The sequence below is a fragment of the Brachybacterium fresconis genome (assembly GCF_017876515.1).
Taxonomy (GTDB): Bacteria; Actinomycetota; Actinomycetes; order Actinomycetales; family Dermabacteraceae; genus Brachybacterium; species Brachybacterium fresconis.
Genome location: NZ_JAGIOC010000001.1, coordinates 694,282 through 720,472, shown reverse-complemented (window position 1 = coordinate 720,472; position 26,191 = coordinate 694,282). Strand labels below are relative to the sequence as shown.

Below are 26,191 nucleotides of genomic sequence, written 5' to 3'. Positions count from 1 at the left end.
GCGGCCCGCTCAGCGGGCCTCGATCTCGGCGGCGAAGTCGTCGACGAGGCCAGCGATCTTCTCGGGGTATTCGCCGTTGATGGCGTGGGTGGCTTCGGGGAAGACCTCCACCCGGCCGTCGGGCAGGGCCGAGCGAGCGGTCTCGGCGGCGTCCTCGGGATCGAGCATGACCGACTGCCCCGCGATGATCGCGAGCACCGGGACCTCGAGCGTGCCGAGCTGCTCGGGGGTGATCCGGGTGGGCTGGGGCTGGGCCATGCGGTAGCTGTGCATGCCCGCTTCGGTCATGCGTCCCACCGGGTCGTCCTGCACCGGGGCCCCGCCGGCGATGTAGGAGTTGAAGGAGTCGCGCCACCCCTTCGGCATCCAGCCGAAGGCGGCCGGGATCGAGCGGACGACGGTGCCCAGGGGGATGTCGTCGTAGGTCTGGACCGGATCAAGGGTGGTCAGACTGGCCAGGTGCTCGTCGTGGTGGAGGGCGAGGTTCGTCGCCGTCCACCCGCCGATGGAGAGCCCGAGCGCGTGGAATCGCTTCTCGGGCAGGCCGTCGAGGGCCTGATGGAGCCAGGCAGCCTTGTCCGGGTCGGAGGTGATCGGTCGGTCCTGGATGCTGCGACCGGGCTCACCGAGCAGATCCATGGCGTAGACGTCGCCGACCTCCAGCAGGGAGGGGATGTTGTCCGCCATGACGGGCATCCCGGCGGCGGTGCCGGGCAGCACCAGCACCGGGTGCTCGAGGTCTCCGGAACCGTCGAAGCGATACACGCGCACCACACCGTAGTCGGTGCGCACGTCGTAGGTCTCGGCAGGCTCGGGGAGCGCGGCGAAGGCGGCATCGTAGGCCTCGAGATAGGTGGCTCGCCCCTCGGCCGAGCGCCAGTGGCCGACCGGCGCGGCTTTGGTGGAGCCGAGGGCGAAGCCCACCGCCAGGGTGCACACCAGCCCTCCGGCGAGCAGGAGGCGTCGACGGCGAGGTCGTGGTGGGGTCGGGTGCTCGGGCATCTCACGGTCCCTTCTCCGAGCGGCTGTGTAGCAATCGACCATGAGGTAGATTAGCGGTCATGTCAACCAGGAGAGGTCCCGGACGTCCCCCCGGTGCGCCCGCGGCGCGCCGCGAGCAGCTGATCGAGGTCACCATCGAGCTGGTCGGCGACCAGGGGTACCCAGCGGCCACGCTGGGCCGGATCGCGGAGGCGGCCGGACTGAGCAAGGCCAGCGTGCTGCACCATGTGCCCACGGTCGCGGAGCTGCTCGCCGCCGCGTACGAGCAGGTGCTCGCCTCCCTGGTCGCCGAGGTGGGCGCCGCCGTCGAGGTCGCCGCGGTGACGGACCGTCCCGGCGTCTACGTCATCGCGATGATCGGCTATTTCCGCGATCATCCCCGACACACGCGAGTGGCCTCCGAGGCCCTCGTCCACCTGGGGCGGCCCGGGCAGTCGCAGGAGCGCTGGGAGCCTCTCGCCCGGCTGCTCGAGCAGGCGCGCACGGCCCGCGGCCTGCCACCGGCCGCGGATCTGCGCACCGCCGCCCTCGCCATCGGCGGCGCCATCGATGCGATCGTGCGGGAGCAGCAGACGGATCCGGACTACGACAGCACCGACGCGGCCGAGCAGCTGGCCGCTGCGGTCACGACGACGCTCCTCAGCCCGCCCGCGTCACGCCCTCGCTGATCCGCAGCGAGTTGGCGTAGATCGTCAGCACCGGGTTCGCGCCGCCGCCCGTGACGTGGGTGGAGCCGTCGGCGACGACGATGTTCGGATGGCCCCACACGCGGCCGCCGGGATCGACCACGGAGTGCGCGGGATCCGTCCCCATCCGGCAGGTCCCGGCCTGGTGCTGTCCGTTGCTGGGCGGGGTGAGGCCGCCCAGCGGCGGCATCCGCCGCACCTGCGCCGCGCCGGCCTCGGCCAGCCATTCGGCGGCGCGGGTCGAGAGCATCTCGCGTCCGCGCAGGTCCTCGGGGTGCAGACTGCCGGACAGGTGCACGAGCGAGCGGCCGGATCGGTCGTGGCGGCTGCGGTCGATCCGCACGCGGGAGTCCGCGGTGGTGACCTCCTGGATGGGGCCGACGACGGTGCCCAGGCGCAGCATCGTCCGTTCCATCGCGGGGGAGCCGACGGGGGTGGTGGGATCGACGAGGCCATTGCGGCGCAGGGCCCTCTGGGCATCGGCCGGGGTGGGCACGAACTCGTCGGCGAGGATCCCCCCGCCGAGGACCCCGTCGTTGCCGTGGCGGAAGTCCGCCGTGGAGATGTCCGGCCCGGGCCCCTTCAGATCCACGACCTCCTCGTCGAACAGGGCGCCGGCCCCGCCGTAGGCGTGGCCCTGCAGGTGACGGCCCACCTGGTCGGTGTCGTTGCCGAGGCCGTCGGGATGGGTGTCGGTGGCGCTGTCCAGCAGCAGGCGCGCGCTCTCGATCGCCCCGGCCGCCAGGACCACGAGCTCGGTGCGGATCCGGCGCCGCCAGATCTTTCCGTCCTTATCGCCGACCAGTTCGACCGCGCGGGCTCGCCCGTCGGGCCCGACGTCGATCCGGGAGGCCTGCGCGGCAGCCAGCAGGGTCGCGTTCCCGGTGCCGAGTGCGGCGGGCAGGGTGGTGTTGTGGCTGCCGGCGCGGGCGCCGACGGGGCAGTCCAGCCCCACGCACTGCGAGCAGCGCACGCAGGCCGCCCGCCCGGCCCGCTCGCGGGTGTTGATCAGCAGCGGCACCGGTTGGGTGCCCAGCCCCAGGCGCCCGGCGGCCGCGGCGAGCCGCTGCCCGAGCGGGGAGCGTTCCAGCGGTCCCATCGGCAGCTCAGCGCCGCGGGGCCCCTCCCAGGGGTCGGCCGACGGACCGCCGCTGACGCCGAGCAGCTGCTCCACGCGGGTGTAGTACGGCTCCAGATCCTCGTAGGCGAGCGGCCAGTCCGCCAGCGAGCTGCCCTCGGGGACGCCGTAGGTGCTGGCCATCGCGAGGTCGCGTGGTCCGAACCGCCAGGCCTGCGCGCCGTAGACGCGGGTGCCGCCGCCGATGGTCATCGCATTGTCGCCCCACAGCCCCTCGCCCGCGACCACGTCGCGCGGGGCGGTCTCGCCGATGCTCACCGTGCGCGGTTCGGCCTCGGGCCCGGGGCCGGACCAGGGGAACAGGCCCAGCGCCGATCGCGGGGTGCGCAGGTGGTCGGTGAGCAGCCGGCTCCGGTCCGGCAGCGCACCGCGCTCGATGACGAGGATCCGGCGGCCGTCCTCGGCGAGTGTCTGCGCGGCCATCCCGCCCCCGGCTCCGGAGCCGATGACGATCGCGTCGTAGTGGTCGGTGAGCGACTCCGGGGTGGCGAAGGCGGCTTGGTCCAGCAGCAGCGGGGCGAGGCTCTCCGGCGCCGGCGGCGACCATGTCTGCACGTGCGGGGCGAGCTCGGGGCCGACCCGGTCGGGGGCGAGACCGTGTTCGTAGAGCAGATCGCCGACGATGATGCGCAGGTCCCGCTCGGAGTCCGGGTCGCCGGGGGAGTGGCGGGCGACGACGTCGCTCCAGCCGACGGGCGCGGTGGCGTCGAGGGCCTCCAGGCGCCCGGCCAGCTCGGCGATGAGCTCGTCGGTGGCGAGTACGGGGTCGAGGGCGCGGGCGATGTGCTCGCGGGCTGCGGCTGACGAGGCGGTGTCGGACACCATCAGCTCTGCTCGATCCCGAGGGTCTCCGCCGTGCACGGATCCGTATCGACGGCGGCCTCCCAGATCCGGATCCGGCCCTCGGCGGTGATGGACAGCGTCGCGCCGTGCTCGTCCTGGGTCTGCAGGACGGTGCGGGAGCCATCCTCGGTGACGTCCTCGATCTCCTCGAACCCGTAACCGCTGAGCACCGAGTTCACGGTCGCCATGCGTCGAGTCCAGCCCTCGTCCTCGGACGGTTCGGGCAGCGGGGTCTCCGGGCTCCAGGTGCCGGGAGTGAACCGGCAGCCGTCGTCGCCGCCGGCGACCTGTCGGGTGTCCGGCGCGAGCGTCCACGGCGTGCCGTCCACGGCGAGGGCGGCCCCGAGCTCGGTGGCCAGATCGTCGTAGTGGGAGACCGCGTCGTCCGCGGGAACCGGAGCCGTCCCGGTGCCGCAGGATGCCAGCGGGATCATCACGGCGAGCAGCGCCAGGGCGAGATGGGGCCGGCGGCCGGCGAGACGGGGCATGGGTCCTCCCGGACGGATGGGTCCTGGGCCCATGGTCGAACGCGACGGAGCCCTCCACGGTGCACCGTATCCGCGACAGAGCTGAGACGTGACCGACTCTCCGACTTGGAACGTGTCCGGTTACCCGTGCACCGGCCAGCACCGTTCTCCGAATCACCCTGCGGCGCGCGTGACGGCCTCACATCGCGGCTTGATGGACTCGGCCATCAGAGAGATCTCTCGTTCAGGGATCCGATTCCTGCGTGCCTGGTCCTGCCAGCTCGACAAGGCCGACGTGACGTGCGTGATCCGCTGTCTCGCATGATCGGAATCGAGACTGCATTCTTCGGCCAGCGCGATCAGCGCGTCGGCCTCGTCGGGAAATACGTCGGCTCCGAGGATCGAGGTCGACCGCGGTCGGTACGGGTCGGGATTCGGGTTCACGTCGAATACCGGGCTCATCATCCACGAGCCCCGGTCGGCGAGGAAACCGTGGTTGCGGAGGTGGTCGTCGGTATTGCCGAGCGCGACGCTGGCGACGACTCGGTCGAAGAGCTCGTGGTGATCCTTGCGCGGGGACAGAGCCAGGTCGCGCATTGTCTCAGCGATCTCGGCATAGTCTCGGTGCTCCCCGTCGACCGAGCCGACTGCCGTCATAGCGCTGATGTATCCGAGACGATCGCCGGTGAGGGTGCGGTCGAACCGTCGCAGGATCAGCACGCTGCGCTCACCCACGCGCGTGAGCCGACGCTCCGGAGTGCGGATACCGGCGTTCTCGAGCAGGTCCAGCACGGTGGCCTCCCAGGCCATCACGTCCCACTGATCGCTTCCGTGCGGGAATTTCGCGATGGCCAGGGACCCGTCCTCCAGACGCACCGAGGCCTTGGGTCGCGCGCCGCCCAGTCCCGTGGTCCCGGTGTCCAGCAGCTGCTTCACGGCCGCCGACGGATCCTCGTCCGAGGCCAGCACGTCGGAGGCGTGCAGGAGTTCTGGCAGCGAGACCAGCCTCGGCACGCTCGAGGGTTTGCCGAGGAATGCGTCGCGGCCCGGATGACGGAAGCGCAGCGCTCCCTGGCGGGTGTCATCACTGACCCCCAGGAGGAAGTCGAGATCGTCCAGGCGTCGCGGTGCTCGTTCCTGCTCGCGCGCCCGCGCCCGCTCCGCCTTCTCGACGAGACCGCGTCCCCAGCGATCGGGGGCACTGTCGGCAAAGGCGCGGACGAGACCGTTCTGATGCTGAGCACCGGAGACCAGAGGCAGCGCTGGATCGACGGACATGCCGTCACTGGCAAGGTACTCGTCGTCATAGAGGAAGGTCGTGGAGATACGGCCTCGCTGTCTGGTGAAGTGGGCTCGGCCGACCAGGCGAGGAGGATCCGACTCCCCGATCACGACCTCGACGGTGGTCGCGGTCATCGGGCGCGCCTCCTCCCGAGCTTGCCCGCGCGCAGGCGGCCGATGTCGCTGCGGAGCGGATCGATGGCCTCGACGCTCTGCTCGAGCACGCCGAGTGCGCGCAGCACCTGGGCGACGCTGCCGAAGCTCACGGTCGGATCGCCGGTCTCGATCTTGCGCAGAGTGGTCCGCGTGATGCTGGCGCGCTCGGCGACCTGCTGCGCCGTCAGCCCGAGCACCATGCGCCAGCCGCGCACATGCTCACCGAAGTCCTCGAGCTCTCGGTCGATCCTGTAACCGGCCATCTTTGTCACCTCCTATGATCGTTATGTTAGCCGCAAGCCTCGTATATGGGTACTCTGTTGATCATATTTGCTGGTTGTGTGGCTCCAGCTCCAGCTCCAGCTCCGGTTTCGGGGCGCTCGGGCGGCGTGGCCACCGGGAACGGGCTGCACGTCGTCTTACCGCTGCTGTTCCTGCTGCTGCTCGCCCCGTTCCTCGTCACCGGGGCCGTCCGCCGTCGCCGCTGGGGGCGGAGGGTCCGTGGTGCTCAGCCCTTCCCGAGGATCCGCTCCAGCACCACCCCGCCGCCGGCGTCCCAGATCTCGGTCTGCTCGCCGACGACCACCAGCAGCGAGCGCGCCCGGGACAGGCCGACGTACAGCAGCTGTGGGGCGCGCTCGGCAGAGCCGAAGCCGTTGATCGCGAGCACCACGACGCGTCGCTCGAGGCCTTTGAAGTTCAGGACGTGGCCGTAGAACACGTCCTCGGCGGCGAAGAACTCGTCCCAGTACCCGTCGTACCCGAAGTGCTCGATGCGCTCCTTCTGCTCGGGATGGCGGCTGCGGGTGGTCAGCAGCGCGATGTCGCCGGGGTCCCAGCCTTCCTCCAGCAGCTGCTCGACGACGTCGTCGGCGGCGCCGACCGCGTCGGCCGTGGCGCATTCGACGTACCGCACCGGGGCGCCCTGCTCCATCCGGGCGTTCTGCTCGATGGGGGTGAGCGGGGCGAAGGTGTGGGCGATGGAGCGGGTGCTGCGCAGATTGTCGTCCAGCGGGAACGGGCTGAGGGTGATCGGGGCCCGGCCCTCGCGGTCGAAGACGCTCTGGTGCTCGTCGGTGAACACGAACAGCACGCCCTCGTCCTGCTCGCGCAGGCAGGAGCGCAGCCCGTCCCACCAGATGTCGGCGAAGTCCTGTGCCTCGTCCACCACGATCGCGTCGAACAGCTGGTCCTGATCCTGCTCGGCGGCGAGCTCGGCGAGGCGCCGGGGGAGGTGCTCCTCGTAGTAGGTCGCCGCCGTGCCGTCGAACGCGTCCTCGGTCTCGGCGCCCCAGTGCACCGGCAGGTCGTGGAACAGCCCGACGTACGCCGGTCGATCTTCCTCCGGCCAGGTGGTCGCGAGCAGCTGGAAATGGCGGGCCAGACCCCGGGAGTAGCACAGCAGTGCGGTGCGGGCGCCGCGGCGGGTGAGGGTGCGGGCCTTGATCATGGCCAGGTGGGTCTTGCCGGAGCCGGCGCCACCGATGATCTGGGCGCGGCGCTGGTAACGCAGCAGGGCGACCGAGCGTTCCTGCTCGCGGGTGAGCGCATTGCCCTCGTCCTCGATCTCGCGGGCGGCCAGCTGGTGGTTCTCGATCGCGCGGTGGGTGCGCCGCAGCATTCTCACGGCGTGCTCGCGCAGGGTCTCATCCAGCGGCTGATGGGCGTCGCGGGCCTGCGAGCGCAGCGCGTGGGTGATCCTGCCGGCCAGCTCCGGCAGGTCGGTGGCATCCAGGGTGAGCGCCCTCGGCGCATCGGGGACGTCCCAGTCCGTCGGCAGCTCGGTGTACGGGAGCACCGCCAGGTGCACGCTGCGGCCGATGGGGCGGGAGGAGGTGGCGTTGAGGTAACCGATGATCTCGTGCTTGGCGCGCTGGGCCTGTTCGATGGGGGATCGCTGCAGGGGATGGCTGCCCTGGCGGTCCGATTGTCTCCAGGTGCCGTCCTGGAGCGAGATGCGTCCGCCCTTGACCTCGATGACGGCGATGCCGGTCCCGGGCCAGAGCACCAGCAGGTCCGCCTCGACCTCTTCGCCGGCGGCGGTGACGCGCTGTCCGGCCAGGAGGGCCGCATCGTTCGGCAGCTGCTGCAGCAGGTGGTCCCACACGACGCGTTCGGCTTCCGAGGCGAAGTCGGGGGAGTCCGGGACGGTGATCGGCAAGGGTCCTCCCACAGGTGGCGTCGTCGCTGGTGAGGTCAGGCTATCCAGCCCAGGCCGATGCGGGGCGGGAAATGCTCGGGCCGGTTGCAGTGACCTGTCCGGTGTCGTCCCCACCGCCGCTCCGCGGCCGGATCGGAGCTTGTCGGGAGCATGAGCGCGGCGGAACGATTCCTGCAGATCCCCAGCGCGGGGCCGCTGTTCCGCGAGATCGGGGCGCACTACCTGCCGTACCCGCCGACGGCGGACCTCGTCGAGACGGCCGAGCAGGCGGAGCGCATCGGAGCGGTCGACGTGCTCCGAGTTCCCTCCGCATCCTGAACGGCGACCAGGTCGGGATGCCGTGGATCAGCCGCAGGTGTCGCAGACCCCGGTGTACGGCATCGCGTAGAAGCAGGACGGGCAGATCGTGAGCTGCTCCTCGCCCTTGGCCGGGACCTTCGCAGTGGTCTGCACGGTGGAGAGGTCGAAGCCCTCGACCTCGGGATTCGCGCGGTCCTTCGGGGCCAGTCCCTCCCGGAACGTCACGAACCCGGAGTGGACGTACATCAGCGGGCGACCGCTCGCATCCTGCACGGTCAGACTGCCGTTGGACTGCGTGCGGTAGAACGTGTGCGCACCGACGCGGTCGAAGTTCTCCTCGAGGGTCGTGACGTCGGAGGGGGACCAGTCGGAGTTCCAGGCGAGTGCCTCGTCACGGGTCATCCGGCGGCGGGTCGAGGAGAGAGTGTTCATCTGACCAGTAGAGCACGCGTGTCCAGGCCCGCCGACAGGGCCAACAGCTCGGATTGACGGATCGGGCGTGGCATGCGGTCGCGATCTTCCTGGTCCGGCCGATGAGAGCTGTGCGGCGTCCAGGATCGGGAGGCGCAGCGCACCGAGAAGGACGAACACGAACGCCACGGCGCACGGACGAGAGGACCACGGGGTCCGGAACAGCAGGCCGGCGGCGAGTCGCGGCACGAGCACCGTGGGCTGCACGAGACGGATGCCGTGGACCCGCAGTGAGGATCGCGGCGCTGGCGAAGGTCGCGATCGAGGATCTGCTTTATCCGACCAGCAGATTGGACGGACCTCGCGAACGATGGGTCCTCAGGCTCCCGTGTGATGTTCTCCCGGTGGCCCTCGGCGCAGGACGGTCGGGGTGATCGACCCGAGATGCTCGGTGAAGGTCCCCGACGACCGGGCGTGACGCGTTGCATACACCTGATTGAAGGTGAAACGGCCTCGTTCGTCGGACCCCTTCCGTAGTCTTCTCATGAAGGCCTCAACCGGCAGCTTTTCCCCTCCGATCACCGATCGGATGCCGATGCTCCTCGCAGATTCTGCGCCATGGAGCTCACGCACCCGCAGCGGGCCTGACCTCTCAGCAGTAGCCCTGGCACCCCTGTGCCCAGGGAACGACGTCTCGCCCTCAGAATGGAGTGCAGCTGTGAACAGCACCTCGCCCTCGCCCCAGGATCCGGGTTCCTCGGATCTGCCCTCCGCGCCGAACTTCGGCGCGACCCCGTACGGCGCTGCGAACAGCGGCGCACCCGGTGTCCCGCCGACCCCTCCCGCCAAGAGCGGGAAGAAGAAGGGCCTGATCGCCGCCGGCTGCGGCTGCATCATCCTGCTCGTCCTCCTCATCGCCGGCTGCTCCGCCCTGGTCTTCTCCGGCGGCGGCGACGACGCAGAGTCGTCCGAGACCGCGGCCGCCGAGCCGGCCGAGAACGAGGCCGCCGATGCCGAGGCACCCGCAGAGGACGCCGCGGCCGAGGAGCCCGCGGTGGAGAAGTCCGCTGCCGCGGACGAACCGGCAGCGGAGGAGGCCCCCGCCGAGGAGGAGCCCGCCGCTGAGGAAGCCCCGGCCGAGGACGACGTCCCCGCCGAGTACACCTCTGCGCTGAACAGCGCCCAGAGCTACTCGGACATGATGCACATGTCCAAGAAGGGGCTGTTCGAGCAGCTCACGTCGGAGTACGCCGACCAGTTCTCCGATGAGGCCGCCCAGTACGCGGTGGACAACGTCGACGCGGACTGGAACGAGAACGCGCTCGCGTCGGCCGAGAGCTACTCGGAGACGATGCACATGTCCAAGGCGGGCATCTACGACCAGCTCACCTCCGAGTACGGCGAGCAGTTCACCGCGGATCAGGCCCAGTACGCGATCGACACCATCGAGGCGGACTGGAACGCGAACGCTCTGGCCAGTGCCGAGTCCTATCGCGACACGATGGACATGTCGCCGGACGCGATCCGCGATCAGCTGTCCTCCGAGTACGGGGACCAGTTCACCCAGGAACAGGCCGACTACGCGGTCGAGAACCTCGAGGGCTGACGGTCTCACCCGATGATGCGACGGGGCGTCCACCGCACGGTGGACGCCCCGTCGCGCTGTTCACCGCAGGGGTGCCATCCGAGGGCGTGGATCAGCCGTTGAGGCCCCCGGAGCTCAGCGAGAGCCGACCCCTTCGGTGCCCACGAACTCCGCCACCGACTCCGTGACCGCGAGATCCATGGCCGCGTCGGAGATCAGCGGCGTTCCGTCCCCGTCCTGGCTCCCGTAGTCGCCGAAGCTGGCGTGGCTGGCCCCGTCGATCTCGACCATGAAGGCGTCCTCCGGCAGGTTGCCGCGGGCATCGGCGATCTTGGCCGGCGTGGACAGACCGTCCTCGCTGCCGGCCAGGCTCAGGACCGGCGGGCCGGATTCCGAGAGATCGTTCGAGCAGTAGGAGCCGAACAGGATCAGCGCCTCGGCCTCGGGCGCGAGCTGGCAGGCCCGCACCCCGCCCAGGGAGTGCCCGCCGACCATCCAGGACCCGACCTCGGGAGCCTCGTCGGTGAAGGTCTCCGGGCCACGCCGATCCAGCAGCGCCAGGTGCAGCCACGGCCGCACGATCACCACCGTCATGTCCTGCTCGGTCACCAGCGGCGCCAGCCGGGCCGCGTACGCCTCTGCCTCCACCTTCGCCCCGGGGTAGAAGACCAGGCCGACGGGCGTGGAGTCCGCGTCGGCGGGATGCAGAACCATCGCACTCGAGGTCTCCGAGACGTCGATCTCCGGATCCTGCAGGACCCCGTGCAGCGGGTTCTCCTCGGCCTCCATCACACCGATCCGGCTCCAGGTCACGAGGCCGATCACCGCCACCAGCACGAGCGCGAGCAGCGCGACCAGCAGACGGAGGGACCAGGAGCGCAGACGGTGAGGAGCAGCCACGGGAGCACGGTAGCCGCTGCCGGAGTGGTCCGCGCGGGACCGCCGGCGCTCCGCCGGTCTTTCGTCGACCGCGAACCACGGCGGGTCCTGATCACCCGGTCCTGAGGGGCGCCCTCGCCATGGGTCCCCTCCCCGGGCACCCCTGGACGGGGGCTCCGGCGCCCGTCGGCCGCTGATCCGGGAGATGATGGAGCGGACCTACCCCTGCACCACCGGACCCCGGAGGACTTGTGACCGTGCAGACCCGGCTCTCCCTCGAGGACCTCGCCGTCGGCGACGAGTTCCGCAGCGGCGAGCACGCCCTGGACGAGGCGCAGATCATCGAGTACGCCCGCGAATTCGACCCGCAGCCCTTCCACCTCGACGCCTCCGAGGCGGAGTCGTCCTTCTTCGGAGGGCTCGCCGCGAGCGGCTGGCACACGGCCTCGATCACCATGCGTCTGCTCGTGGACAGCGTGCCGATCGGCAACGGCGTGATCGGCGCCGGTGGGGAGATCGCCTGGCCACGCCCGACCCGCCCCACCGACGTGCTGCACGTCGTCTCGACGATCCGGGAGATCAGACCCTCCCGCTCGCGACCGGATCGCGGCATCGTCACCATGGAATGCCTGACTCTGAACCAGGACGGCGAGACCTGTCAGCGCTTCGTCCCCCAGCTCGTGGTGCTGCGTCGAGGGGAGGACGCATGAGCCTCACCGATCTGCTGGAGGCCCTGAACTCCGGCGAACGAATCTCCGCCGACTCCCCGCTGCACGCCGTGATGCACGAGACCAGCCAGGAAGCGCTGCGGATCACCGGCGAGCTGAACGGCAGCTACCACGAGCCCGTTCGCGTCCGAGAGCTGCTGGCCGAGCTGACCGGGACGGAGATCGACGAGACCGTCACCCTGTTCCCGCCGCTGACCTCCGACTTCGGCAAGAACATCCACCTCGGCAAGCGCGTGTTCCTCAACGCCGGCTGCCGGTTCCAGGACCAGGGCGGGGTCGAGATCGGCGACGACTGCCTCATCGGGCACAACACCCTCATCGCCACGCTGAACCACGACCTCGCCCCCAGCCGCCGCGGCGACATGCATCCCGGCCGTGTGGTGATCGGACGCAACGTGTGGATCGGCGCGAACGTGACCATCCTGCCCGGAGTCACGATCGGCGAGGACGCTGTGGTCGCCGCCGCCTCCGTGGTGACCAAGGATGTGCCGGCCCGGGCGCTCGTCGTCGGTTCCCCGGCGCGGGTGATCCGCACCGTCGAGGACTGATCACCCCGCCGCCCGTTCACCCGATCCGCTGCCGGTACTGCCGCGGCGCCATCCCACAGGCTACGGTCACGTGCGCGTAGTAGCTGCTGAGCGAGCCGAAGCCGCTGCGCTCGGCGACCTCCGGCATCCCCGCCGACGTGGTCATCAGCAGGCGCTGTGCCTCGGCCACCCGGCACATCGTGAGGTACTCACCGATCGTCGCGCCCACCGTCCGGCGGAACACGGTCATCGCATGCGAGGGCGTCAGGTGCGCCGCGGCGGCGACGTCCTCGACGCGCAGCGGCTCGCGAAAGCGCTCGATGACGAATTGGGCCATGGTCATGGTGTGGGCGATCGACTCCTCCGGCACCCGGCGGGCCCCGTCGGCCCGGAACGATCCCTCCTCGACACCGGCGAAGGGGGAGCGGACCGTCCCGTCGGCCAGCGCGGCGCGCAGGGCGCGGCGCACCGTCGCCCGGATCTCCAGCAGCACCAGGGCGGACGCGTCGTCGTCCTCGTATTCCGTCAACCACGACGGCATCATCGACTCGATGCGTGAGCGCACCAGCTGCGAGTCGGTGACCAGCGGCTGCGGGCGCAGCAGGGCGCTCATCTCCGCCTCCGGCAGGTTCCAGCCCAGCAGAGTCGGGATCGGCACGTGCATCCAGCACACGTCCCCGGCGCGGGAGTCCACCAGGCCGTGCGGCTGCGCCGCCCAGAACAGGGCGATCTGCCCCTCGCGCACCACGAACGGGCGCCCGGCGAACACATAGCGCAGCTCGCCGCGCAGCACCGCATTGATCTCGAGATCGTCATGTCGATGCATCGACTGCATGCGCGGCGGATCACCGCGGCGGCACCACAGCGCGGGCGCCATCGTCTCCACCTCGGAGGGCGGTGGCGGGTGCGCATCGGACAGCGATGTCATCGGTTCAGCGTAAGCCGCCATCGAAGGATCCTGGACGAAGAGCGCAGAATCGGGCGAGACCTCCGCGCTCCGGCGTCCCTAGCGTGGAGCCATGACCACCACGCCCTTCCTCACCCGCCCCAAGATCACCATCATCGGAGCCGGCGGCTTCGTGTTCCCCTTCCGCCTGATCGGCGACATCCTCAGCTTCCCCGCCCTGCGCGAGGCGACGCTGACCCTGATGGACATCAACCCTGACAAGCTCGGACCGGTCGCGAGCGCGACCCGCGAGCTCGTCGACCATCACGGGTTCCCGGTCACCGTCGAGGAGACCACCGACCGCCGCGCGGCGCTGGACGGCGCCGACATCGTCATCATCACCTTCCAGGTGGGCGGGGTCGAGTCCTACGCGCACGACGTCAAGATCCCCCGGAAGTACGGGATCGACCAGGCCGTCGGCGACACCGTCGGCCCCGGAGGCGTGTTCCGCTTCCTGCGCTCGGTGAATGCGTACGACGCGATCATCGACGACGCTCTCGAGGTGTGCCCGCGCGCCCAGTTCATCAACTACGCCAACCCCATGGCGATGGCCACCGCTTACCTCAACGCCCGAGGGCTGTCCTGCGTGGGCCTGTGCCACAGCGTGCAGGGCACCACCCGCATGCTCGCCCGCAGCCTGGACGTGCCCTACGACGAGGTGCGCTACCGCTGCGCCGGCATCAACCACCAGGCCTGGGTGCTGGAGTTCTCCCGCGGCCGGGAGGACCTCTATCCGCGCCTGCGTGAGGTCATGGCCGAGCGCCACCAGCGCGGCCGCGGCGGCACCGACCTCGCCGGGGACGAGGGGGACCACAGCGAGGCCGCCCAGGCGGCCAGCACGTACGAGGGCGGCAACGAACAGGTGCGCACCGCGCTGATGAACCACTTCGGGTACTTCGAGACCGAGTCCAGCCACCACGCCTCGGAGTACCTCCCCTATTTCCGCAAGACCCCCGAACTCACCGAGGAGTACATCCCCGAGCGCTGGGACTACTACGAGATCTGCGCCGCCCACGATGACCAGGGCGACATCGACGCCCAGCTGCAGCGGTTGAAGGACGAGCTCACCCCCTCGGTCGAATACGGCGCGATGATCATCAACTCGATCGTCACCGGCACGCCGTCCGTCGTGCACGGCAACGTGCCCAATGGCGGCGCACTGATCACCAACCTCCCGGCCGACGCCTGCGTCGAGGTGCCGTGCCTGGTCGACGCGAGCGGCGTCCAGCCCACCGCGATCGGGGAGCTGCCGCTGCAGCTGGCCGCCCTGAACCGCACCAACGTGGGCGTCCAGACCCTCGCCGTCCGGGCCGCACTGACCGGCAACCGCGAGAACGTCCACCACGCCGTGGCGCTGGACCCGCTGACCGCGGCGCAGGTGACCCTGGAAGACGCCCGAGCCATGACCGAGGAGCTGTTCGCTGCGCATCGGGAGCTGCTGCCGGAGAGCCTGCGCGGCTGACTGCGGCCGGATCGACATCGAGCAGTCGTGCCCCACGGCTGATGCCGGGGAGAGGACGACGTGAACAGGGACGGCTATCGTCGGACTCATAGGAGGGGGACCGAGATGGAGGAGACGAGATGACACCCGGGCTCCTGGCACTGCTCGCCGGACTCATCGCCGGCGGCGCGCTGCTGCTGGGCAGTGCGATCGCTTGGTTCGTGAAGATTCCCGCGACCGTGGTCGCCGGGATCATGGCCTTCGGCGCCGGGGTGCTGATCTCCGCACTGACCTTCGAACTCGTCGACGAGGCGATGGCCCTCGGGGGACTCGGGGCCACCGCCGGAGGCTTCCTTGCCGGGGCGGTCATCTACGTCGGACTGAACGTCCTGCTGGCGCGCTACGGCGCCCGCCATCGCAAACGCTCCGGCGACCAGCAGCCTCGCCAGGACGAGAAGGCGAGCAGCGGGGGAGCGATCGCGATCGGCGCGCTGCTGGACGGCGTCCCCGAATCGATGGTTCTGGGGCTGAGCATTCTCACCGGCGGAGGACTCAGCGTTCCGATGTTCGCCGCGGTGTTCATCTCCAACGTGCCCGAGGGGCTTTCCAGCAGCGCCGGCTGGAAGCGCGCCGGCCGCAGCGGCGCCTACGTGTTCGGGATCTGGGGTGCGATCGCCCTGGCCTCGGGGGTGGCGGCGTTGGGCGGGTACCTGCTGCTGGACGGTGCCCCTCCCGAGACTCTCGCGGCCGTCAACGCCCTGGCCGCTGGAGCGATCCTCGCGATGATCACCGACACCATGATCCCCGAGGCCTTCGCAGAGGACTCGTTGTACTCCGGACTGCTCGCCACCCTCGGCTTCCTCGCCGCTCTCAGCCTGCACGCGCTGGGATGACGGCGCGACGACCAGCACCTCGAGGGGATCGCGGCGATCATGGAGAGCCATCTCGCCTTCGAGGAACGTCAGCTGCTGACCGTGCTGGACACCCTCGCGCTGAACGCCGACCGGCACGATGTGCTGGGGCCGCTATGACTCCCCGCGGGGCGCGACGCCCCGGACACCCACCACCACAGCATGCTGCCGCACCCTCCCGCGGTCAGCAGGAGACGAGGAACCATGACCAAGGTCGCCTGGGGATTCACCTGTTCCCTCGACGGATTCATCACCGGCCCCGACCACGACATGAGCTGGCTGTCCGCCGCCGAGGAGATCGACGGCGGCGACACGGAGCAGCTCGCCCGTGCCGTCGGAGCGATCCTGTCGGGTCGCCGCGGCTACGACGCGGCGCTCGCGCAGGCGAGCGAGCGCGACGAGCTGACCTCCGAGGCCTACGGCGGAGCCTGGAGCGGCATCGAGTTCGTCCTGACCCATCGTCCGGAGGAGCTCGCGGACGATCCCCGTGTCATCGCTCCGGGCACCGACGGGCCGGGAATCGTCCCCCTGAACTGCGACATCCGGGAGGCGATCCGCCGGGGGAAGGACGCCGCTGCCGGCAAGGATCTGCAGATCATCAGCGCCGACCTCGCTCGTCAGGCGCTCGCGCACGACCTGGTCGACGAGCTGCAGGTCTTCGTCGCCCCGGTCTTCCTGGGCGACGGCACCCGCATCTTCGACGTCCCCGGAGGTCTCCGCTACGACTGGGAGCTGGTCGGGCCCATCGCCGGTGCGCAGCGGAGCATCGGACGCACCTACCGACCCACGCACCGCTCTGCCTGACGACGCTCGACCCTCAGCGACTCACACCCCGAGCCGCTCCTGCTCCTCGGCGAGCACGGCTGTCGCGATCGCGACGTCGGAGGTCGCGGTCGCCTCCAGACCGGCGCTCGTGGTCGATTCCTCCGACGAGCTGACGGCGATGGCCGGACGGATCGAATCCGTCGGCGGCGAGGTGCCCTGGGCCGAGCGCACCAGCTTCGAGGGGTACCTGCGCTTCCACGCTCGGGACCCCTTCGGCAATCGGCTCGAGGTCCTCGCCCTGGCCTGATGCGCGTCCCGGCCTGATCTGCCGACCCGTCGGTGGCGGGACGATGCCGACTGCGTGAACACTCGCCGTCGGCCCGGTGGCATGTCCGTTTGGTCCGGTCGTGGCTTCATACGGTCGTGGTGGTTGCCGTTCCCGATCCCCAGGAGACCACCATGGCCCTCGCCCTCGACCGCCGTCACCTCCTCGCCGGCCTCGGCGTCGCCGCCGTCGGCGTCACCGCCGCGGTCACCCTCCCCGCGACCTCCGCCCCAGCGAAGCCCGAGGCCGCCGAGCCCGCCTCGACCGACGGCCCCCTGATCGGCCCCGCGACCGAGGACCGCCTGCATGTGATGGCGTTCAACATCCGCCTGGAGCGCGTCAGCGACACCGAGAGCGGGGAGCCCGACCACTGGCCGGACCGTCGGCCGCTCGTCATCGACCTGCTCGAGCGCGAGCAGCCCACCGTCCTCGGCGTCCAGGAGTGCAAGTTCGACCAGCTCTCCGCCATCCAGGAGGCGCTGCCGGACCACGAATTCGTCGGCTACGGGCGTCACGGCGGCAGCCAGGACGAGTACTCCCCGCTGTTCTACGACGCCACCCGCTTCGAGCTGCTGGCCTGGGACCAGTTCTGGCTCTCCGACACCCCCGACATGATCGGCTCGGCCACCTGGGGCAACGAGATCAGCCGCATGATCATCTGGGCCCGGCTGCACGACCGGGAGACCGACACCGAGTTCGCGGCGATCAACACCCACTTCGACCACCAGTCCGAGCCCTCCCGGGTCAAGAGCGCCCAGGCGATGGTGGACCTCCTCGAGGGTGGGGAGCTCGACGGGCTGCCCACGATCGTCACCGGTGACTTCAACTCGCCGGCCGAGGACTCCGAGGCCTACGCCACCCTGGTCACCGACGGGCCGACGGTCGACACCTGGGAGACCGCCGCCGAGCAGCTCACCCCTGCCTGGGGCACCTTCCTCGGCTACGAGGAGCCCGAGGAGGGAGCACGGCGCATCGACTGGATCCTCAGCACCGAGGACGTCACCACCCACGAGGCCGCGATCAACGTCTCGACCGGTCAGGACGGCCGCTGGCCCTCGGACCACGCGCCGGTCCAGGCGCTGGTCTCGCTGTCCTGAGAACACGGGGTCGTCGGCCCGGTGCCGGCGGCCCCGGCGAGGTCCGGGATGTGCCGCAGCCCGCTACGCAGCTGAGCCGGCGCCGTCGGCCCGTCGTCGACCTCAGCGCTTGTGGTACAGCGAGCGGCGCTGGAAGCGCGGCTCCGAGGTCACCGAGATCCCCAGGTTGCGGAAGATCCCCTCGTCGACCGTGCCCAGGATCGTGGTGGTGTGGACGTCGCGGCCGGCGAGGTTGCGCAGCTCGTCCAGGGCGCGCCGGGCGTGATCGGCCGAGGCGGCCGAGACCGACAGGGCGATGAGCACCTCGTCGGTGTGCAGGCGCGGGTTGCGCGAGCCCAGCCGCTCGGTCTTCAGGGTCTGGATCGGCTCGATCGCGGCGGGGGAGAGCAGGTGGACGTCATCGTCGATGCCGGCCAGGTGCTTCAGGGCATTCAGCAGCATCGCCGCCGAGCAGCCCAGCAGCGGGGAGGTCTTGCCGGTGATGATCGTGCCGTCGGCCAGCTGGATCGCCGAGCCGGGCTCCCCGGTGCGCTCCTCGACCTCGAGCGCGGGGCCGACGACGGCACGGTCCTCGACCGTGCAGCCGGCCTTGGACATCACCATCGCGACCCGCTGGGAGACGACGTCGTCGTGGTCGCCGATCCGCTCGTCGACCGCGGCCTTGTAGAAGCGCCGGATGATCTCCTGGCGGGCCGCTTCACGGCACACCTCGTCGTCGACGATGCAGTTCCCGGCCATGTTCACGCCCATGTCGGTGGGGGAGGAGTAGGGCGAGGTGCCCGTCAGCCGCTCCAGCAGGGTGCGCAGCAGCGGGAACACCTCGACGTCCCGGTTGTAGCTGGTGACCTGCTCGCCGTAGGCCGCGAGATGGAAGGGGTCGATGAGGTTGATGTCGTCCAGGTCCGCCGTCGCCGACTCGTAGGCGAGGTTCACCGGGTGCTCCAGCGGCAGGTTCCAGATCGGGAAGGTCTCGAACTTGGCGTACCCCGAACGGGTCCCGCGCGCATGGTCGTGGTAGATCTGCGAGAGGCAGGTGGCGAGCTTGCCCGAGCCCGGCCCCGGGGCGGTGACCACGATCAGGTCCCGCGAGGTCTCGGAGTGCTCGTTGGCCCCGAAGCCCTGCTCGGAGACGATCCGGGCCGTGTCCTGGGGGTAGCCGGGGATCACGCCGTGGCGGGCGACGGACATCCCCAGTCGTTCCAGCCGCTCCTTGAAGGCCAGCGCCACATGGTTGGAATCCTCGAGCTGGGTGATGACCACGTTCTCGACCAGGAAGCCGTGCTCGCGGAACACGTCGATCAGCCGCAGCACGTCGTCCTCGTAGGTGATGCCCAGATCGGCGCGCACCTTCTGCCGTTCGAGGTCCTTGGCGTTCAGGCACACCATGATCTCCAGCTCGTCCTTGAGCCGCTCGAGCATCGCGATCTTGTTGTCCGGCGTGAAGCCCGGCAGCACGCGGGAGGCATGGTGGTCGTCGAAGAGCTTCCCACCCATCTCCAGATAGAGCTTCCCGCCGATCTGCCGACGGCGCTCATGGATGTGGCGCGACTGCAGCTCGATGTACTGCTCGCGGTCGAAGCCGTCCGGTGCGCTGCCGCGGGCCTCCGGGACGTCGGGGGCGGACGAGACGGGGGAGCGGGAATCCGAGGCGGTCACCCCGGCACGCTAGCACCGGGGCGTCGGCAGGGGACCCTCCAGCCACGGCCGACGCGGTCCGGTGCGAGCTACTGCACGGTCGGTGGATGGTGGGACGCATGGGGCCACGCCCCAGGGAGACTCCTCGTATGAGCACACGCGTGTCCGTTCCACTGAGCGGGCGCGCTCGCCCGTTCCACCGCCAGGTGCTCCGCGTCGGCGCACCCCGGCGCATCGCTCGTGATGCGTTCCGGGTCAGCAGTGTTGATTCGTATCGATGATGAGAACCGCTGGCGCGCAATCCGCTGGCCAGTGGTGACGTCTCGGTGATCGCACGTCGGGCCACCGATGGGTCTCGAGAACCGTCGCCACAGGCTTGCGTGCGTGCAGAACCTGCGCGATGATGGCCGACACCGCCGTGAGCGGTCCGCGCCAGAGTCGGCATCGCGGATCGTCTCGGCCCCACCCCGCTGATCGCCACCCCGCCGAGACATCTCTCGATCGATACGAATCGACACTGGGAGATCGAGACATGAGACAGAGGTAGCAGGATAACCATGGCCCCCACCCCGAGGCCGTCCCCGCCCGAGAGTGACCGCTCCGGGCTTCCGCGCCCCACGAATCATCGCTCCGTCAGCCGCCGGGCCCTCGGCCTCGGCGCCCTCGCCGTCCCCGGGCTGCTGAGCCTGGCCGGATGCGGCCCGGATGTCGGCAACGGCGGCCCGAACGACATCCGGATCGTCGACTACTACAACACCCCGGCGGACGACGTCGCGATCAACGGCACCTTCTCCCAGTGCGCCGAGGAGCTGGGGCTCACCTTCTCCCGCGAGAAGGTCCCCGGCGACCAGCTGATCGCGAAGGTGCTGCAGATGGGGTCCTCGCGCACGCTGCCGGACCTGCTGATGCTCGACAACCCCAACGTCCAGCAGGTCGCGGCCTCGGGCGCCCTGGCCCCGCTTGGGCAGTACGGGATCACCACCGAGGGGTTCACCGATCCGGTCGCCGACCTCGGCATGTACGACGGGACGCTGTACGGCATCGCCCCCACCGTGAACACCATCGCCCTGTTCTACGATGCCGCCGCCCTCGAGGAGGCCGGCGTCGCACCCCCGACCACCTGGGACGAGCTGCACGACGCCGCCGCAGCTCTGACCACCCCGACGCGGTACGGCCTGGCCTTCTCCGCCATCGCCAGCTACGAGGGCACCTGGCAGTTCCTGCCCTTCATGTGGACCAACGGGGGCGATGAGACCGACCTCGACGGCGACGGCGTCATCGGCGCCAGCCGGTTCTGGTCCGACCTCGTGCGCGAGGGGCTCGTCTCCCGCTCCGTCGTCAACTGGGGCCAGGGCGACGTGATCGACCAGTTCAAGGCCGGCAACGTCGCCATGGTCGTCAACGGCCCCTGGAACATCGCCGGACTCGAGGCGGACACCCCCGACCTGGACTGGGACGTGGTCACCATCCCCGTGCCCGAGGCCGGCACCGACCCGGTCGCGCCGCTCGGGGGCGAGGTGTGGACCGTCCCGATCACCGGGGACGAGGAGAAGCAGAAGAAGGCCGCCGCCCTGCTGAAGGCGTTCGTCGCCCCCGAGAACCAGCTGTACATGGCGGGCGAGCGCTCCACCATCCCCGGCGACGCCGCGGCCGCCGAGCAGTTCGCCGGCGAGCATCCGGAGCTGTCCACCTTCGTCGACCAGGTCTCCACCGCCCGCTCCCGCACCGCCCAGCTCGGCCCCGACTGGCCGCGCACCGCCAAGGCCATCTACACCGCCAACCAGCGGGTCCTCGTCGACGACACCGACCCGGCCGAGGCGTTCGACGAAGCCGCTCGGACCGTCGACGCGTCCCGGACCGCGAGCTGACGAAGGAGCCGACATGACCACCACCGCCACCCAGCCCGTCGCCCGGGCCGCCGGCCCCGGCTCGGCCGCCCGCCGCCGGGCCCGCCGCGGCGACCTCCTGGTCCGCTACGCCTTCATCGCCCCGGCCGCGCTCTACATGATCGCCTTCTTCGGCTACCCGATCCTGAAGAACGTCGTGATGAGCTTCCAGGACTACGACTTCGCGACCTTCTTCAACGGCAAGGCGCCCTTCGTGGGCCTGGCCAACTACACCGCAACCTTCTCCGATCCGATCTTCCTGCGGGCTCTGGGCAACACCGGGTTGTTCACGATCGGCTCGATCATCGGCCAGTTCGTGATCGGCATGGCCCTGGCCCTCTACTTCCGCAAGAAGTTCCCGCTGTCGGGGTTCCTGCGCTCGCTCCTGCTGCTGCCCTGGCTGCTGCCGATGATCGTCTCGGCCGCCGTGTGGCGCTGGATCCTCGAGCAGGACAACGGCGCGTTGAACCGCTTCCTGGAGGGCGTCGGACTGATCTCCGATCCGATCCCCTGGCTGGTCAGCTCCTCGACCGCGCTGGTCGCCGTGATCATCGTGAACATCTGGCTGGGCATCCCCTTCAACGTGGTGCTGCTGTACAGCGGGCTGCAATCCATCCCCGACGAGCTCTACGAGGCCGGCCAGCTCGACGGCGCCACCGGCTGGAAGTCCTTCTGGCACATCACGCTGCCGATGCTGCGCCCGGTGGTCTCCGTGGTGCTGCTGCTCGGGGTGATCTACACGATCAAGGTCCTCGACCTCATCATCGGGCTCACCGGCGGTGGTCCCGCCAACGCCACCCAGACCCTCGCCACCCGCAGCTACGAGATGAGCTTCATCGAGTTCGACTTCGGCCAGGGCGCCGCGCTGAGCAACATCCTGATCCTGATCGCCCTGGCCTTCAGCCTCGTCTACCTGCGCGCCAACGCCCGCGCCGCGAAGAACGGATGACCGCGATGAGCACCGCCACCACCGCCACCACCGGCGGCCCGATCGCCCCGGCCCCGGCCCCGACCCCGCGTCGACCGCGTCCCGGCCGCGCGTGGATCCACACCGTGATCGGCATCGTCCTGGTCGCGATCATGCTGTTCCCCGTCTACTGGATGGTCAACGCCTCCCTGGCCCCGGCGGGCAACAGCCTGAACACCCAATGGCTGCCGCTGAATCCGGACTTCTCCGGCTACTCCCGCGCCATCGCCGACCAGGGCCAGAACCTCATCACCTCGCTGATCGTCGCGATCGGCGCCTGCGTGCTGTCCGTGGCGATCGCCGCCCCCTGCGCCTACGCGCTGGCCCAGTTCAGGATACGGGGGACTGCTGTGCTCCTCTTTGTCGTGCTGATCAGCCAGATGATCCCCGGCATCGTCATCGCCAACGCGCTGTACACCGTGTACACGCCTCTGGGGCTGATCAACTCGATCCCCGGGCTGATCCTCGCCGACGCCTCCCAGGGCATCCCCTTCGCAATCCTCATCATGCGCGCCTATCTCGAGACCTTCGAGACCTCCATCGTCGAGGCCGCCCGGGTCGACGGCTGCGGGCATGTGCGCGCCTTCTGGTCGATCGTCCTGCCGGTCTCGAAGAACTCCCTGATCACCGCAGGGATCTTCTCGTTCCTGTTCGCCTGGAGCGACTTCCTCATGGCGCTGACGCTGACCACCGGGGAGACCATCCGCCCGGTGACGCTGGGGCTGTACACCTACATCGGCACCAACGACACCGACTGGAGCGCCGTGATGTCCACGGCCGTGCTCTCCTCCCTTCCCGCCGTGATCCTCATGATCATCGCCCAGAAGTACGTCGCCGCCGGCGCCACCGGCGGGGCCGTGAAATGACCCCGTCCGACCACCCGAGCGACGGCCGCATGACCGTCGACGGGCAGACCCCGCTCGCCCAGCACCCCCGCGAAAGGACCATCTCCATGACGACGACGCCTACGACGCCCACCACCCCCACCACCCCCACCACCCCCGGCGCGTCCGGCTCCACCGCCGCGCCGCTGCGCGTGACCGTCTGGGGGGAGAACCGCCACGAGCAGCGCGACCAGCGCGTGCGCGAGAACTACCCCGACGGGATGCACGCCGCCATCCGGGCGGCGATCACAGACAATCTCGGGACGGAGGTCACCACCCGCATCGCCCTGCTCGATGACCCCGAGCACGGGCTGAGCGAGGAGGTCCTGGCCGAGACCGACGTGCTCACCTGGTGGGGCCACATGGCCCACGACGAGGTCTCCGACGAGGTCGCCGAGCGCGTCCAGCAGCACGTGCTGGCCGGGATGGGCCTGGTGGTGCTGCACTCCGGGCACTGGTCCAAGCCCTTCACCCGGCTGATGGGCACCACCTGCACCCTGCGCTGGCGCAACGAGGCCGACCGCGAGCTGGTGTGGACCGTGAACCCCTCCCACCCCATCGCCGAGGGGATCCCACACCCGATCATCATCGACGAGCAGGAGATGTACGGGGAGCACTTCGACATCCCCGTGCCCGACGAGCTGGTGTTCGTCTCCTCCTTCAGCGGGGGAGAGGTGTTCCGCTCCGGATGCACCTTCCGCCGCGGCAAGGGCAAGATCTTCTACTTCAGCCCCGGGGACCAGGACTATCCCGTCTACCAGCACCGCGATGTGCGCCGCGTCATCGCCAACGGCGTCAGCTGGGCCCGCCCCGCGGTCGCCGACCGCGCGGTGCCCTTCCTGGACCGCTACGAGACGGACTGGTTCGTCACCGGCGCGACCGGACAGGGCGTGGGCGACGCGGCCGCAGCGGGGAAGGGCGCATGAGCCGGACGCAGCGCCCCGTCAGCGCTCCGCAGTCCGTCGCCAGCGCGCAGTCCGTCGTCGCCGCGCACCCCGCCGGCCCCGTCCCGGTCGTCGTCGTCGGTGCCGGCGGCATGGGGAAGACGTGGATCCGCACCGTGCTCAGCAGCGACGCCGCGGTGCTGGTGGGGGTGATCGACGTGATCGACGGGGCCGCCGAGCGCGCGGTCGCCGACCTCGTCCCCGAGGACCGTCGGGCGGTCGTCCGCACCGGCACCGACGCGGTCACCGTCGCGCGACAGGCCTCGGCCGAAGCCGTCATCGACGTGACGATCCCCGCCGCCCACCACGCCGTCACGGCCGACGCCCTGCACGCCGGCTACCCGGTGCTGGGGGAGAAGCCCTGCGCGGCGACCCTTGCCGAAGCCGTGTCCCTGGCCGGGCACGCCGAGAGCACCGGGAGGCTGTTCATGGTCTCCCAGTCGCGACGGAACAACGCCCACCTCCACGAGACGCGACGCCTGGCCGACGAGCTCGGCGGCGCCGGCATCGTCGACACCCGCTTCTACAAGGCGCCCCGCTTCGGCGGCTTCCGCGACGAGATGGAGCACCCGTTGATCGTGGACATGGCGATCCACGCCTTCGACGCCGGGCGCATCCTGATCGACGGCGACCCCGTCGCCGTCACCGCCACCTCCTACAACCCCGCCTGGAGCTGGTACGCCGGGGACGCGGCCGCCACCGTGACGATCACGTACGACAGCGGCGCCGTCCACACCTACTCCGGATCCTGGGCCGCTCCCGGGGCCGAGACCAGCTGGAACGGCGACTGGCGGGTCAGCTGCGCGCGCGGCACCGTCCATTGGGACGGGGAGGAGCCGCCGACGGCCCGGCCCGAGGACGGCGAGCAGGCCCCCGGCCGTGACCCCGCCCCCGAGGCCCGCTGGGAGCTGGACGCCTCGCTGGCCGAGTTCTGCGCCTCCCTGCGCGGCGGCCCCGTCCCGGACTCGGAGGTCCATGGCAACGTCTGGACCCAGGCGATCGTCGAGGCCGCGGTCCGCTCGGCCGAGACCGGCCGCCGGGTGCTGCTGGCCGAGGTGCTCGACGAGGCGCTCGCCGCGGCACGCGATCTCGATCTCGTGGACGGACGCAGCCGGGCACTGTCGACATGGAAGACTGGCGTCTCGGGGCTGACCACCACGTAGAGCAGCACCGGGGACGGGGAGGGAGCCATGGCCGTCAGCAGGGCCGAGCGGAAGAAGCCGCCGACGAGCCTGGACGTCGCACGCCTGGCCGGCGTCTCGCAGTCCACCGTCAGCTACGTGCTGACCGGCTCCCGCCCCATCTCCGAGGCCACCCGTGCCCGGGTCGAGGACGCCATCGACAAGCTCGGCTACCACCCCAACTCCGGCGCCCGCACCCTGCGCTCGCAGCGCAGCGGCGTGATCGGGCTGATGGTCCCCGAGGCCGACTCCGACGACGGCGTGCTGATGGTCTTCATCGGCGCCATCGCCCGCGAGGCCCAGCGCCACGGCTACGACATCCTGCTGGTCACCGCCCAGGAAGGGGCACGCGGCATTCGACGGGTCGTGCGGACCGGCGTGTGCGAGGCGCTGATCCTCATGGAGCTGGACCGGCAGGACGAGCGCGTCGCCCCCGTCATCGAGTCCGGGCTGCCCTTCGTGACCATCGGCAAACCGGAGGAGTTCCCCCAGGGATCCGTCGTCGACCTCGACTTCGAGATGCTCGGCCGCATGGTGGTCGCCCGCGCCGTCGAGGAGGGATGCGACCGCCTGCTGCTGTTCGGCTCCCCGGACCGCAAGCGCCGTCGCAACGACGTCTCCCGCTTCCTGGCCGGCGTCGAGGACAGCGCGGGGGAGTGCGAGCTGGAGGTCGTGCTCGACCACGAGGCGCTCTCCGGGGTGCCCGAGCGGGCTCTGCGCCTCACCCTGCCCAACCAGCGCACCGCCCTGTTCGGGATCACCGGGGTGCGTCAGGCGCTGTTCGCGATGGCCGCCACCGGGGCGCTGGTGGACGAGACCCGGCTGCTGATCGCCCTCAGCGGCGAGGACCTGGTCGACGTCAGCCCGCTGCTGGCCGCCGTGCCGCAGATCGACCCGCGACGGATCGAGGTCAGCGAGATCGCCGTCGCGGAGCTGGTGCGCCTGCTGCAGATCGAGGGTGCCGGACCCCGCATCACCCTGGTCGAGCCGCGCTGGGTCGAAGGCTGAGACGCGTCGTCGGGACGCGGACGGGTCCTCGGGGGCG

26 protein-coding genes are annotated in these 26,191 nt (G+C 70.4%); 16 read left to right on the top strand and 10 right to left on the bottom strand.

The genetic code is table 11. The features are described from left to right. Window positions 1–9 precede the first annotated feature (9 nt). Complete coding sequence (locus JOF44_RS03230) at window positions 10–1,002, bottom strand: alpha/beta fold hydrolase (protein ID WP_209887347.1); 993 nt, start codon at window positions 1,000–1,002, stop codon at window positions 10–12. A 59-nt stretch (window positions 1,003–1,061) separates the two neighbouring features. On the opposite strand from JOF44_RS03230, the gene JOF44_RS03225 reads away from it, so the two are divergent. After that, window positions 1,062–1,670 carry a TetR/AcrR family transcriptional regulator gene (locus JOF44_RS03225; RefSeq protein ID WP_209887344.1) on the top strand — a complete coding sequence of 203 codons (609 nt, stop codon included), beginning with the start codon at window positions 1,062–1,064 and terminating at the stop codon, window positions 1,668–1,670. Here JOF44_RS03225 and JOF44_RS03220 read toward each other — a convergent pair. The 5 genes from JOF44_RS03220 to JOF44_RS03200 form a co-directional block, all read right to left on the bottom strand. Next, entirely contained in the window at window positions 1,642–3,651 is a 2,010-nt protein-coding gene (locus JOF44_RS03220; RefSeq protein WP_209887341.1) for a GMC oxidoreductase, read from the bottom strand. The genes JOF44_RS03225 and JOF44_RS03220 overlap by 29 nt on opposite strands. Beyond that, the gene (locus tag JOF44_RS03215) at window positions 3,651–4,157 is read right to left on the bottom strand and encodes a hypothetical protein (RefSeq protein WP_209887338.1); all 507 of its coding nucleotides are present in this window, start codon (window positions 4,155–4,157) and stop codon (window positions 3,651–3,653) included. Before JOF44_RS03215 ends, JOF44_RS03220 begins: the two co-directional genes overlap by 1 nt. A 153-nt stretch (window positions 4,158–4,310) precedes the next feature. Further along, the gene (locus JOF44_RS03210) at window positions 4,311–5,552 is read right to left on the bottom strand and encodes a type II toxin-antitoxin system HipA family toxin (RefSeq protein WP_209887335.1); all 1,242 of its coding nucleotides are present in this window, start codon (window positions 5,550–5,552) and stop codon (window positions 4,311–4,313) included. After that, window positions 5,549–5,836 (bottom strand): helix-turn-helix domain-containing protein, encoded by a 288-nt coding sequence (locus JOF44_RS03205; protein ID WP_209887332.1) that lies wholly within the window; start codon window positions 5,834–5,836, stop codon window positions 5,549–5,551. The genes JOF44_RS03210 and JOF44_RS03205 overlap by 4 nt, the downstream gene beginning before the upstream one ends. A 245-nt stretch (window positions 5,837–6,081) precedes the next feature. Beyond that, window positions 6,082–7,734, bottom strand: a complete 1,653-nt coding sequence (locus JOF44_RS03200) for an NERD domain-containing protein (protein ID WP_209887329.1) — start codon at window positions 7,732–7,734, stop codon at window positions 6,082–6,084. A 150-nt stretch (window positions 7,735–7,884) separates the two neighbouring features. On the opposite strand from JOF44_RS03200, the gene JOF44_RS03195 reads away from it, so the two are divergent. Then, window positions 7,885–8,052 (top strand): hypothetical protein, encoded by a 168-nt coding sequence (locus JOF44_RS03195; protein WP_209887326.1) that lies wholly within the window; start codon window positions 7,885–7,887, stop codon window positions 8,050–8,052. A 27-nt stretch (window positions 8,053–8,079) separates the two neighbouring features. Here JOF44_RS03195 and JOF44_RS03190 read toward each other — a convergent pair whose 3' ends face one another. Next, window positions 8,080–8,466 (bottom strand): hypothetical protein, encoded by a 387-nt coding sequence (locus JOF44_RS03190; protein ID WP_209887323.1) that lies wholly within the window; start codon window positions 8,464–8,466, stop codon window positions 8,080–8,082. Between the two features lie 697 nt (window positions 8,467–9,163). On the opposite strand from JOF44_RS03190, the gene JOF44_RS03185 reads away from it, so the two are divergent. After that, window positions 9,164–10,051, top strand: coding sequence for an Ltp family lipoprotein (locus JOF44_RS03185; protein ID WP_342591649.1), 888 nt, complete (start codon window positions 9,164–9,166; stop codon window positions 10,049–10,051). A gap of 114 nt (window positions 10,052–10,165) precedes the next feature. Here the strand turns inward: JOF44_RS03185 and JOF44_RS03180 are convergent, their stop codons facing one another. Beyond that, window positions 10,166–10,930: an alpha/beta hydrolase gene (locus tag JOF44_RS03180; protein WP_209887320.1), complete on the bottom strand. Its 765-nt coding sequence runs from the start codon at window positions 10,928–10,930 to the stop codon at window positions 10,166–10,168. A gap of 230 nt (window positions 10,931–11,160) precedes the next feature. On the opposite strand from JOF44_RS03180, the gene JOF44_RS03175 reads away from it, so the two are divergent. Together JOF44_RS03175 and JOF44_RS03170 are read left to right on the top strand one after the other, a co-directional pair. Next, window positions 11,161–11,619 carry a MaoC family dehydratase gene (locus JOF44_RS03175; protein WP_209887317.1) on the top strand — a complete coding sequence of 153 codons (459 nt, stop codon included), beginning with the start codon at window positions 11,161–11,163 and terminating at the stop codon, window positions 11,617–11,619. Continuing rightward, window positions 11,616–12,185, top strand: coding sequence for a DapH/DapD/GlmU-related protein (locus JOF44_RS03170; RefSeq protein WP_209887314.1), 570 nt, complete (start codon window positions 11,616–11,618; stop codon window positions 12,183–12,185). Before JOF44_RS03175 ends, JOF44_RS03170 begins: the two co-directional genes overlap by 4 nt. A 16-nt stretch (window positions 12,186–12,201) precedes the next feature. On the opposite strand, the gene JOF44_RS03165 is transcribed toward JOF44_RS03170, so the two are convergent. Beyond that, the gene (locus tag JOF44_RS03165) at window positions 12,202–13,092 is read right to left on the bottom strand and encodes a helix-turn-helix domain-containing protein (protein WP_209887311.1); all 891 of its coding nucleotides are present in this window, start codon (window positions 13,090–13,092) and stop codon (window positions 12,202–12,204) included. 91 nt (window positions 13,093–13,183) lie between these two features. On the opposite strand from JOF44_RS03165, the gene melA reads away from it, so the two are divergent. The 5 genes from melA (at window position 13,184) to JOF44_RS03140 (ending at window position 17,649) form a co-directional block, all read left to right on the top strand. Continuing rightward, window positions 13,184–14,572, top strand: coding sequence for an alpha-galactosidase (gene melA, locus JOF44_RS03160; RefSeq protein ID WP_209887308.1), 1,389 nt, complete (start codon window positions 13,184–13,186; stop codon window positions 14,570–14,572). A gap of 119 nt (window positions 14,573–14,691) precedes the next feature. Further along, the gene (locus tag JOF44_RS03155; RefSeq protein ID WP_209887305.1) at window positions 14,692–15,444 is read left to right on the top strand and encodes a ZIP family metal transporter; all 753 of its coding nucleotides are present in this window, start codon (window positions 14,692–14,694) and stop codon (window positions 15,442–15,444) included. Between the two features lie 222 nt (window positions 15,445–15,666). Continuing rightward, entirely contained in the window at window positions 15,667–16,266 is a 600-nt protein-coding gene (locus JOF44_RS03150; protein WP_209887302.1) for a dihydrofolate reductase family protein, read from the top strand. Window positions 16,267–16,375: 109 nt separating this feature from the next. Beyond that, window positions 16,376–16,534, top strand: coding sequence for a VOC family protein (locus JOF44_RS03145; protein ID WP_209887299.1), 159 nt, complete (start codon window positions 16,376–16,378; stop codon window positions 16,532–16,534). 152 nt (window positions 16,535–16,686) lie between these two features. Beyond that, window positions 16,687–17,649 (top strand): endonuclease/exonuclease/phosphatase family protein, encoded by a 963-nt coding sequence (locus JOF44_RS03140; RefSeq protein ID WP_209887297.1) that lies wholly within the window; start codon window positions 16,687–16,689, stop codon window positions 17,647–17,649. A 102-nt stretch (window positions 17,650–17,751) separates the two neighbouring features. Here JOF44_RS03140 and JOF44_RS03135 read toward each other — a convergent pair whose 3' ends face one another. After that, window positions 17,752–19,305: a DUF1846 domain-containing protein gene (locus JOF44_RS03135; protein ID WP_209887294.1), complete on the bottom strand. Its 1,554-nt coding sequence runs from the start codon at window positions 19,303–19,305 to the stop codon at window positions 17,752–17,754. A 536-nt stretch (window positions 19,306–19,841) separates the two neighbouring features. Between JOF44_RS03135 and JOF44_RS03130 the strand changes: the two genes are divergently transcribed. From JOF44_RS03130 to JOF44_RS03105, 6 genes are all read left to right on the top strand, one after another. Beyond that, window positions 19,842–21,152, top strand: a complete 1,311-nt coding sequence (locus JOF44_RS03130; RefSeq protein ID WP_209887291.1) for a sugar ABC transporter substrate-binding protein — start codon at window positions 19,842–19,844, stop codon at window positions 21,150–21,152. Between the two features lie 13 nt (window positions 21,153–21,165). Further along, the gene (locus tag JOF44_RS03125) at window positions 21,166–22,119 is read left to right on the top strand and encodes a carbohydrate ABC transporter permease (protein WP_209887289.1); all 954 of its coding nucleotides are present in this window, start codon (window positions 21,166–21,168) and stop codon (window positions 22,117–22,119) included. Between the two features lie 5 nt (window positions 22,120–22,124). Then, window positions 22,125–23,003, top strand: a complete 879-nt coding sequence (locus JOF44_RS03120) for a carbohydrate ABC transporter permease (protein ID WP_209887286.1) — start codon at window positions 22,125–22,127, stop codon at window positions 23,001–23,003. Between the two features lie 86 nt (window positions 23,004–23,089). Then, a complete protein-coding gene (locus JOF44_RS03115; RefSeq protein WP_245348830.1) occupies window positions 23,090–23,947 on the top strand; it encodes a ThuA domain-containing protein in 858 nt (285 codons plus the stop codon). Continuing rightward, window positions 23,944–25,128: a Gfo/Idh/MocA family protein gene (locus tag JOF44_RS03110; RefSeq protein ID WP_209887283.1), complete on the top strand. Its 1,185-nt coding sequence runs from the start codon at window positions 23,944–23,946 to the stop codon at window positions 25,126–25,128. Before JOF44_RS03115 ends, JOF44_RS03110 begins: the two co-directional genes overlap by 4 nt. 27 nt (window positions 25,129–25,155) lie before the next feature. Continuing rightward, window positions 25,156–26,154, top strand: coding sequence for a LacI family DNA-binding transcriptional regulator (locus JOF44_RS03105; protein ID WP_209887280.1), 999 nt, complete (start codon window positions 25,156–25,158; stop codon window positions 26,152–26,154). The last annotated feature ends 37 nt before the right edge of the window (window positions 26,155–26,191 follow it).